Source organism: Mechercharimyces sp. CAU 1602 (assembly GCF_024753565.1).
Taxonomy (GTDB): Bacteria; Bacillota; Bacilli; order Thermoactinomycetales; family JANTPT01; genus Mechercharimyces.
The window spans coordinates 226144-235520 of record NZ_JANTPT010000003.1; the positions used below are offsets into that span (position 1 = coordinate 226144).

Annotated in this window: 11 protein-coding genes; 8 read left to right on the forward strand and 3 right to left on the reverse strand. The window is 43.1% G+C overall.

Annotation, left to right across the window (positions count from 1 at the left end; all coding sequences use genetic code 11):
* The first annotated feature begins 32 nt into the window (after positions 1 to 32).
* The 6 genes from NXZ84_RS13700 to NXZ84_RS13730 all read left to right on the forward strand — a co-directional run bounded on the left by NXZ84_RS13700 (position 33) and on the right by NXZ84_RS13730 (position 5089).
* A complete protein-coding gene (locus NXZ84_RS13700; protein WP_258840900.1) occupies positions 33 to 1172 on the forward strand; it encodes an ABC transporter permease subunit in 1140 nt (379 codons plus the stop codon).
* Positions 1173 to 1498: 326 nt separating this feature from the next.
* Positions 1499 to 1936 carry a 50S ribosomal protein L13 gene (rplM, locus tag NXZ84_RS13705; RefSeq protein ID WP_258840901.1) on the forward strand — a complete coding sequence of 146 codons (438 nt, stop codon included), beginning with the start codon at positions 1499 to 1501 and terminating at the stop codon, positions 1934 to 1936.
* A gap of 19 nt (positions 1937 to 1955) precedes the next feature.
* A complete protein-coding gene (rpsI, locus tag NXZ84_RS13710) occupies positions 1956 to 2348 on the forward strand; it encodes a 30S ribosomal protein S9 (RefSeq protein ID WP_258840902.1) in 393 nt (130 codons plus the stop codon).
* A gap of 63 nt (positions 2349 to 2411) precedes the next feature.
* On the forward strand, positions 2412 to 2939 hold the full coding sequence (locus NXZ84_RS13715; RefSeq protein ID WP_258840903.1) for a hypothetical protein: 528 nt from the start codon (positions 2412 to 2414) through the stop codon (positions 2937 to 2939).
* A gap of 157 nt (positions 2940 to 3096) precedes the next feature.
* The gene (cwlD, locus tag NXZ84_RS13720) at positions 3097 to 3849 is read left to right on the forward strand and encodes an N-acetylmuramoyl-L-alanine amidase CwlD (RefSeq protein WP_258840904.1); all 753 of its coding nucleotides are present in this window, start codon (positions 3097 to 3099) and stop codon (positions 3847 to 3849) included.
* Between the two features lie 79 nt (positions 3850 to 3928).
* Complete coding sequence (locus NXZ84_RS13730) at positions 3929 to 5089, forward strand: Mrp/NBP35 family ATP-binding protein (RefSeq protein WP_309495944.1); 1161 nt, start codon at positions 3929 to 3931, stop codon at positions 5087 to 5089.
* A gap of 58 nt (positions 5090 to 5147) precedes the next feature.
* Here the strand turns inward: NXZ84_RS13730 and gerD are convergent, their stop codons facing one another.
* Complete coding sequence (gerD, locus tag NXZ84_RS13735) at positions 5148 to 5792, reverse strand: spore germination lipoprotein GerD (RefSeq protein WP_258840905.1); 645 nt, start codon at positions 5790 to 5792, stop codon at positions 5148 to 5150.
* A gap of 139 nt (positions 5793 to 5931) precedes the next feature.
* Between gerD and NXZ84_RS13740 the strand changes: the two genes are divergently transcribed.
* Complete coding sequence (locus tag NXZ84_RS13740; RefSeq protein WP_258840906.1) at positions 5932 to 6531, forward strand: KinB-signaling pathway activation protein; 600 nt, start codon at positions 5932 to 5934, stop codon at positions 6529 to 6531.
* Positions 6532 to 6691: 160 nt separating this feature from the next.
* Here the strand turns inward: NXZ84_RS13740 and pdaB are convergent, their stop codons facing one another.
* Positions 6692 to 7456: a polysaccharide deacetylase family sporulation protein PdaB gene (gene pdaB / locus NXZ84_RS13745; protein ID WP_258840907.1), complete on the reverse strand. Its 765-nt coding sequence runs from the start codon at positions 7454 to 7456 to the stop codon at positions 6692 to 6694.
* Positions 7457 to 7641: 185 nt separating this feature from the next.
* Between pdaB and NXZ84_RS13750 the strand changes: the two genes are divergently transcribed.
* The gene (locus tag NXZ84_RS13750) at positions 7642 to 9042 is read left to right on the forward strand and encodes an aldehyde dehydrogenase (RefSeq protein WP_258840908.1); all 1401 of its coding nucleotides are present in this window, start codon (positions 7642 to 7644) and stop codon (positions 9040 to 9042) included.
* Positions 9043 to 9180: 138 nt separating this feature from the next.
* On the opposite strand, the gene NXZ84_RS13755 is transcribed toward NXZ84_RS13750, so the two are convergent.
* Positions 9181 to 9377, reverse strand: a 197-nt coding sequence (locus tag NXZ84_RS13755) for a hypothetical protein (protein WP_258840909.1), incomplete at its 5' end; no start/stop codon positions are given.

Consider the following 9377-nt stretch of genomic DNA (forward strand, 5'->3'; position numbering starts at 1 on the left):
AACCCAGATAAGTGGTTTTGGGAGGAGAGCAGATGAAGGAGCTTATAAGGTATGAGCTGTTGAAAATCACTTCTAAAAAAAGCGTCAGATATACGATGGTCATTCTTTTCGTAATTCTCTCAGTACTAATGTATCGAGATGTACAAGGTTTGTCGGATGAGCAATTAGAAGGATGGGAAGGTAAAGTAGATTCAGAGGTTGTGAGTCAGGCAAAAAAGGAGGAGCAGCAACTTTTATTTAAATTACAGGATAGAGTTGCTTCAAAGCAAGATGAAGTTATGTTAGATACATATCGACAGATATATGAAACATATGAGTTTAAAAAAACGAGAGAATCTAAGTTAACGAGTCTGAATGAACAGATAAGCCAACATAATAGGGAGGGAGAAGAGAATTTCACCATCCGAAACTTAATGTTGGAGCGAAGTTTGCTTAGTAAAGTATCCGCTAACACAATATATTTTGATGAGCCAGCTGAGCATATGGTTGATTATATGAGCACATATGGGTTTGCCCTGCTAGGAGTGATGATCTTAATGGGGTTGTCAACAATATTTACGCAGGAATATGAAACGGGTGTACACCGACTCTTATTAAGCTCTAAAGATGGTCGACAAAAAGTTGCACATGCTAAATTAATTTCATCCCTTATATACGTACTAGGCCTGTTGTTCAGCTCTATTAGTTTTGCCCTGCTATTTTATTATCTATTTCTCGGACATGAAGGGTGGAATGCAAGTCTTCAGTCTATACCAGGGTTTTGGGATTCGCCGTACCCTTTGGAACTATCAATCTATTTTTGGGTGAAGCTCCTTTATCACAGTGTGGCTAGTGTCGTTTTTTCATTAGTTGTCATTATGATCTCCAGTCTTTGTAGGAGTTCTGTTGTTTCCTTCTCACTAAGTGGATCTATTTTCTTATTTCCCCTTATTGCTACTAAATTTGCTCTGTTACAAACAGATAATAAATTTTTCACAAGCGTATTTGAGGTACTCACCTTTTCACCATCACAGATCATGAGGGTGGACCCCCTTTTTATTGAATATGCGGCTATAAATATAGGTGGATTCCCACTGTTGTACCCCATATTCGCTTTTTTCATCTTGCTGTTATCTGCTTCTGTACCAATATTTATCATAAATAAGAGGTCGAAATATCCCTCTTCGATTTAATTGAGATATCATGAAGGTAGGAAAGGTCATATATGCGAAAAAACATATTGGTATAGTAGCAATTACAGCTGTCTCCTCGTTCCAGGTATATTGGCAAAGTAGAGGATGGAAGCACCAGATAGTAGCAGTTTAGATGAGGGGAGTGGATATGGTCTCCACCCCCCTCTCCCTTGACATCTGACCTTTAATGCGATATTATAATCGTTGGTAATTTCCACTGTTAGCCCCGGTGGAACTACATTCGGCGCGAACGTAAAATGATTCATATATATGGATCCATATCAAAAAAACGGATAGTTCCCGTTATGACTTAAGGAGGGAAAATCATGCGCACCACCTATATGGCAAAGCCTGAAGATGTGCAGAAGAAATGGTATGTTGTAGACGCTGAAGGTAAAACTTTAGGTCGTCTCGCTACCGAAGTAGCAACGTTGTTGCGTGGAAAACATAAACCACAATTTACTCCTCATATTGATACCGGAGATTACGTGATTGTTGTAAACGCAGCAAGCATTCAATTAACAGGAAAGAAATTAGATCAAAAGAAATATTATCGTCACTCTGGATTCCCAGGTGGTTTGAAAGAGAGAACTGCTGGTGAAATGCGTGAAGATCGCCCAGAGCGTATGATCGAATTGGCTGTTCGTGGTATGTTGCCAAAAACGAAACTTGGACGCGCTCAACTGAAAAAGTTGAAAGTGTATGCAGGCCCAGAGCACAAGCAACAAGCACAGCAACCAGAAAAATGGGAACTAAGAGGATAACTTAAAGGAGGGAACCCACATGGCACAAGTCCAATTTTATGGTACCGGTCGTCGTAAAGAATCTGTAGCGCGTGTGCGCCTTGTTCCTGGCGATGGTCGCATCGTCATTAACGGTCGTGACATTGATGCATATTTTGGTTTGGAAACTCTGAAAGCGATTGTACGTCAGCCGCTCGTATTGACAGATACTCTTGGTCGTTACGATGTATTGGTTAACGTAGATGGCGGTGGCTTTACAGGACAGGCTGGAGCAATCCGTCACGGTGTTGCCCGTGCATTGCTAAAGGTGGACATTGAATTGCGTCCATCATTGAAGAAGGCTGGTTTCTTAACCCGTGACCCACGGATGAAAGAACGTAAAAAATACGGTCTCAAAAAAGCACGTCGTGCTCCTCAATTCTCGAAGCGTTAATTTTTCGCTGCGACAACCCCGTTCAACGAGCGGGGTTTTTTCTATTTCCATAAATCATGAAGTATGAAGAAAAGCGTTCTCCGGCAAAATGAAAACAACAACAGTCGTGTTGATGGAGGGGACGGGATGCCAAATAAGGTGATTTACCTAGATGAGGTGTGGGAAAAACGAGCGGAAACGATTCGGCAGAAGGCACTGTTGGGGTTTCCATGGAATGATTTGGAACGCTTTTATGAACAGGTGATGGATCCCATTTTAGATTATTGTCAATCAGATCGGCGGTGTTTGATTGATGAAGCGGCATATCGTTTAGCGTATCAGGTGTTTCAATTGGGAATGGAAGCGAGTCGAAAACTTGCGTATGAGCCTGATCCTCAAGATTATAAGCCATGCATGCATGCGTATGAAGGGGATACAGAACAGAGTGTACAAACTTGGATGGAGCAGTATGGTTTGGATGAAGCAGATGAAGAGGAGCAGGAGTTAGATCAGCAATCGATCGTATATGAGTTATTTACCCAATTAGCCACCAGTTGGTTTTGTCGTGGATTAACGTATGGTTTGCGCTTGCGCAAACAAAAGTTGTTATAAGTAGCTGAGGGTATCTTATACCGCTGTGAAAGCAGTGTGTAAGTACCCTCTCTTTAAATATGTAAATATGTGATCGGGTTGTCTACAAGTCGCATATCTGCATACCTCGTCCCATAAAGATAGGGGTATAAACAAGCTAGAAGGGACGGGGGAAGAGATGGTATCTATATTTTTGCAGAGGGTAGCGGCTGTTCCGAAGAAAGTGTGGCTTGTTATAGGATTTATTGGATTGTTTCTTCTGTCTTTGTCTATTTGGATGCCTTCTGATTTGTCGCAAACGGCTTGGAATATGCCTTTATCCGGAAAGGTGATTGTGATAGATCCTGGTCATGGTGGGGTGGATGGGGGGGCGGTTAGCCGTTCGGGAGTAGTGGAAAAAGAGGTGACACTACAGATTGCTACCTATGTGCGTGATTATATACAAGAGGCAGGAGGGCTTGTGATTATGACACGCGAAGGGGATTATGACTTAGCGGAGAAGGGAACGAAGGGGTATAGTCGACGTAAGAGTCAAGATTTGCTGCGTAGGGCACAGATGGTGAAAGAAAGCCGGGCAGATGCTTTGATTAGTATTCACCTTAATTCGATTCCATCCCGACGTTGGAGTGGGGCGCAAACGTTTTATCATCCTCAAAGAGAGGAGAATAAAAAGTTAGCAACGTATATTCAGGATGAGATCAAAGGAAATTTACAAAATACATCCCGACTTCCGAAACAGCGGGGCAATATATACATAATTAAACAAGTGCAGGTTCCTGCTGTGCTGGTGGAAGTGGGATTTTTATCGAATGAACAGGAGGCGAGATTGATGGCAGATGAAGCATACCAGAAACAGATGGCGACATCGATCTATCAAGGGCTGCTTCGGTATTATGTAGAAGGAGAAGGGGAGAATGCGGAGGAGAGGTAGAAGAGGTCGCGGATGAGTGTAGCAGAAGGGTATGTTATACTTGTAGAATGAAGTGAATGTGTAAACGTTGAGGTGAAAAATAGTGAATCAAGAGAACATACTCTCGGCACTGGGAAAAGTGAAAGACCCAGAAATTAAATTAGGATTAGTTGAACTTAACATGATTCAGAACGTAGTAGTCGAAGGCGAACAAGTGTCGATGAACATAAAAGTAGTTGAAGAAAATGAGAAGGAACAAAGAAAGATTAAAAAACGAATTAATGAAGAGTTAGCTCCGCTAGGCATTACTGATATAAAGATTCAATTTATAAAGATGAGTTCTGAAGAAGAAGCCGAAGTGGCCAAGTATGTGCGACAAAAGCATATGGAGAAAATGAAGGGCTTGCGCCAAGGTGAATCGAAAGCAGATCCGCTCACCGAAGAGAAAAAAGAAGAAAAGCCAAAGGCAGCAGGTGGCCATCAAGCGGACGCAGAACAGTTGTTAGGGCAAGGGAGCAAGACGGAATTTATCGCTGTTGCTAGCGGAAAAGGTGGCGTTGGGAAGTCTACTGCTACCGTAAACTTAGCAGTCTCCCTCGCGCGCGCAGGCAAAAAAGTGGGAATTATCGACGCTGATATTTACGGTTTTAGTGTACCTGATATGATGGGCATCATTAGCCGTCCAAAAGTGGTAGGGAAAACAATCTATCCTGTAGAGCGTTATGGGGTTAAAGTGATGTCGATGGGCTTCTTTGTAGAGGAGAACGCCCCTGTTATTTGGCGCGGCCCGATGTTAGGTAAGATGATTCGTAACTTCCTCAATGAAGTGGATTGGGGCGAATTGGATTATATGCTGATTGATCTTCCTCCAGGTACAGGGGATGTGGCGATGGATATTAGCCAGATGATCCCCAAAAGTCGCATGCTGATTGTAACGACTCCGCATGCGACTGCTGCCTTTGTTGCCGCACGTGCAGGGGCGATGGCACTTCACACCAATCATGATGTGCTTGGGGTTATTGAAAACATGTCCTACTATGATTGTAATGGTAAAAAGGATTTCGTTTTTGGACAAGGTGGGGGAGAAAAGCTTGCGGCAGAGTTGAATACTGAGCTATTAGCGCAAATCCCATTAGGTATTCCTGATAACGGTAGTCCGGAGGATGCGGAGTATTCTCCCTCTGTCTATGGAGAGAATTCTGCAACAGGGAAGATTTATGATCAGTTGGCACGAACGATGATTAAGAAAACCACAACGTAATGCTTCTTAAATAAAAGCCGGGGCGACTGGTATCGCTCCGGCTTTCTCATTCATGTTATCAGCCGTTGCCAGATCCACCAGACCCACCAGACCCACCAGAACCAGACTGTTGTCCCCCGCTTTGTGTTTGCCCTTCGCTTGCTTTTTGTGATTCCTGATTCTTTTTCATGCTCTCTTGCAGTAGTTTTCCTAATTTTTCTTGGAAAGTGGGTGTCTGAATTGCCTCTTCCATCAGGGTCATCAGATGTTTACGGTATTCTTGTGACTTCATCTGCTGCATGACGGTTTTTTGATACTCAGGATCTTTCAAGATGTCCAACATTAATTTCTGATACGTGGGGTCTTTAAGAAGTTGTTTTAACATCTCTTCTTGTGCTTTGGTGGTTGCTTTGTAGAGGTTGGTGGCTACTTCTGGTTTTTGTAACACCTGCTCCCATTGGGCTTTCATTTTTTCGTCTACCATAGTGCTGGATACGGTCGATTTGAGAACTTCATCATCCATAATCACTTCTTTGCGAAACTGAGGGTCTTTTAAAACCTCTTGTAAGGCCTGTTTTCCTTCTTGGGTGTTCAGAACATCAACAACCATTTCCTTCGTTTTTTGATAATCAGCTGTTTGTGACTCTGATTTGGAACCGGGGCCACAAGCAGGGATTAGAAGTAATACTGAAAGACAAAGGAGAAGAGCGACGCATTTGCGCACGAAAACCCCGTCCTTTCCGACTAGTTACGTTATAATTTGAAACAAGATTGACGTTTTTATGCCCTGGATCTACTGGTAAATAGAAAGCTGACTTTGATACAATCGGCAGTAGTACTGCACATGAGTAGGAGCGACAACGATGACAATAAAAAATATCATTATATGGTTTTGGAGTACATTAGCAGTGGGAGCAGTTGCGGCTCTCGTGGTTGGGTCCGGATTGGAATGGGTTACGGGAATGGAATTGGGAACATGGGTGGCGATCCTGTTAGGGGGATTGATCTACGCAGCGATCTCACTGATGGGCTTTTTTTGCTATCTCATATTCAATTGGTTAATCCGAGGATTATTTCGTAATCCAGCAGCGCATACAGCACTTCAATTTGCGCTATTAATGCTCGTGATTGGGAACCTATTATATCTTTTTTATGTGAAATATGCGTCCGAAGGGACATTTTTGCAACATGTATGGATCATCCTGTTCTTGCTGGTGATGGGTGGCGTCATTGCCAAGCTAAAAGTGAGAATGACAAATCAAAGTGCGTTTTTGCCCACATTTTTTTTCACAGTGGTAATGACGACGGTAGAAGCAGTACCGTCTCTTAATCAACGTGCGGTTGAAATGTCATTGGGTGTGATTTGGTTTACGATTGTAACCATCTTTATCTGTAATGCATGGCAGATATTGAAGTTACACAAATGGACGCAGTCGAAAGTGAAAGCGAAAGTGGAAGCATAAAGCATTAGCCGAAGTGGCCAGAGCGTGGCAATCAAACTTTTTTGCCCTAGATGAAGGTGAGAAAGGAGAGGGGATGGGAGACGGAGGTGCGCTTAGCATGGATATAAGATGGTCGTCTCCCAGGATAAAAGAGGCAGTTGGGATAGGAGCTGAACAACAACTATTCGACAGGGTTTACATCGGCCTCTGCTCCTGAGATTAACTCCGAGACGGTGACAAACGTGTACCCTTGAGAGCGCAAAGTGCGGATGATTTCCGGCAGAGCTTCTGCAGTCTGTTTACTGGAATCGCTAGCGTGCATGAGGATAATATCACCCGGGTGGGCTTTGCTCGTCACCCGTTGAATAATCTTTTCTTTACCGGGGTTCATCCAATCACGTGAATCGGTATCCCATTGAATCGTTGTGTAGCCTAATTGATCTGCCGTTTTTAACACGCGTTTGTCGAAATCCCCATTAGGAAAACGAATGAGCTTAGGTTCTTTGCCAGTTAAATGGGTGAGCGCTTGATGTGCTTTCATGATCTCTGTGCGGATCTCTTGTTCTTCGAGTGTACTGTAATTGGTATGGCGATGACCGTGACTGCCGATCTCATATCCCATATCACCGATGGATTTTACAATATCGGGGTGACTTTCGGCCCAGGGGGAGGAAAGGAAGAAGGTTGCTTTTTTTATCTCATTTTCTTTCAATACCTCCAGAATGGGAGCAGCTCGCTCTTCGCCCCAACTGATATCGAAGGTGAGGGCGATTACTTTATCTGAGGTGTCTACGCTGTAGATTGCTACTGGTCCAGATTCCAACGGTAAAAAGACCTGAATATCTTTTTGTTCAACATAAAAGATTCCAGCGGCGAAAAGAAGGGAGACTACGGCGATTAGAGAACGCTTTAGTCTTTTGCCGGATAATACAAGAAAGAAATTCAATACAACCACCTCCATCATAGCGGTATGAATAGGAATTAACCTGTCCTATACTAAATGTATTCAGGTGGACGAGGGTTATGCGCTATCGTTTTTTATTGAAAAAGAGGATATGTGTGTACACTGTCATATTGTGAGGAGAAGAGAAGTTTTAAAAGTCGCAAACCATAAAGATCGAGGTGGGAATAATGAGTGAGAGTACGGTCAGGGAAAAATCTCAGGAACAGGTAAAAGTTTGTGTGCAAAAACAGCGTGCTTATTTTAACGAGGGTCATACGAAACCATTAGCGACTCGAGTACGCCATTTGGAAAAGCTACTTCGTCTGCTTCGTGAACATAAACCGCAGATTATCGAAGCTTTGAGGCAAGACCTTAATAAATCAGAGACGGAAGTATATTTAACCGAAATCGGACTACTCATCGAAGAAATCCGCTTTACAATGAAGCACCTAGAGCGCTGGGCTAAACCAAAAAAGGTGAAGACTGTGAAGACACATATCGGTTCGAAGGGGTATCGCATTCCTGAGCCATATGGGGTCACCTTGGTCGTATCTCCGTGGAATTACCCTATTCAGTTGGCTCTTGCCCCGTTGATCGGCGCGCTGGCTGCTGGCAATACTGTAATACTTAAGCCGTCTGAACTTACACCGGCATGCTCTCACTTGCTGGCTACACTGATCAATGATCATTTTGAAGAGGGTCTTCTCTATGTGATTGAAGGTGGAGTGGATACAAGTCAGTATTTATTGAAAGAGCGGTTTGATTATATCTTCTTCACAGGGAGCGTTGGGGTGGGTAAGATCGTGATGGAGGCGGCCAGTAAATATCTTACTCCTGTCACCTTGGAGTTGGGGGGTAAAAGCCCATGCATTGTTCATAAAGATGCGGATCTTAAATTGGCTGCAAAACGAATTGCACAAGGAAAGTTGACCAATGCAGGACAAACGTGTATTGCTCCTGACTATTTGCTTCTGCATGAAGATATTAAAAGTGACTTTATTGCGGAGTACAAAAGAATTGTTACAAGTTTCTATGGCGAGCAACCATTAAAAAACGAAGCGTATGCGAAGGTGGTAAATGAACGACACTTTCAACGTGTAAAAAGTTATCTCGATGATGGGCGAATTATCTTCGGAGGTCAGGTGGATGAGAGGCTAGAGAAAATAGAGCCTACCCTGATTGAACCATCCAGTGAGGAAGTTCCAATCATGCGTGAAGAGATTTTTGGTCCCGTTCTTCCCGTTCTTACTTACCGAAATATAGATGAAGTTATCGAGCGGGTTAACGGTGGAGAGAAACCGTTGGCTTTGTATCTGTTTACCAAATCAAGTGAAGTCGAAGAGCAAATTGTTAATAATATCTCGTATGGTGGTGGATGCATTAATGATACATTGATGCATATCGCTACTCCATATCTACCTTTTGGTGGTGTGGGGGAGAGTGGTATGGGTGCTTATCATGGAGAGAGTAGTTTTAGTACCTTTAGCCACTATAAAAGCGTATTGAAACAGACGACCTTGTTTGATTTCTCATTTCGCTACCCTAACGCTAAAAATGGGTTAGCGATTTTAAAACGGTTGTTTGGGTAACCTATGAGAAAGTTGGCGCCGCTTATTATCTATAAGTGGCGTTCTCCTTTTGAACGGTTACATTCCAAGTAGGGTGAAAAAAGTAGTGGCAATGTAGTTGACAGCTTGTACTAGCACATGCTAATATATTTCTTGTCGCTACAATAAGCGACGCAAATAAAAAGCGCAAGTCATTTTAAGTCGATAAGCGCGATAAAAAAACTTCTTGACGCAAGCGAGATTGCTATGGTAAGATAGATCTTGTCGCCGCGAAAGAGCGGTGAGGAAAAAAGAAGAAAACGTTCCTTGAAAACTGAAGAGCGAAAGATAGACCCAAGTCAGTGAAATTTGAGCAA